Here is a 219-nt window from a genome sequence, read left to right on the forward strand (position 1 = left end):
GCGGCAGCGGCGTGCCCGGCGCCGAGGGCAAGATCGCCGAGAGGGCCCTCGGCGCCAGAGCGAAGCGCGTAGAGCTTGCGCCAGGCGGGATCTTGCTGGTCCGCACGGTTGCGTGCCTGGAGTTCGTGCAGGTGCTGGGGGAGAAAGTAGACCGACCGGGCCGCCTGCCCGCGGGTGCATGAGGTGCGAGCCGGGCAGGCGGCCCGGTCGGTCTACTTT

Annotated in this window: 1 pseudogene; it reads right to left on the reverse strand. The window is 72.1% G+C overall.

Annotation, left to right across the window (positions count from 1 at the left end):
• Positions 1–140: pseudogene (locus J0695_RS38510) on the reverse strand (hypothetical protein); the annotation flags it as partial.
• Positions 141–219: the final 79 nt, after the last annotated feature.

The organism is Streptomyces beijiangensis (assembly GCF_017315755.1).
Lineage (GTDB): Bacteria > Actinomycetota > Actinomycetes > Streptomycetales > Streptomycetaceae > Streptomyces > Streptomyces beijiangensis.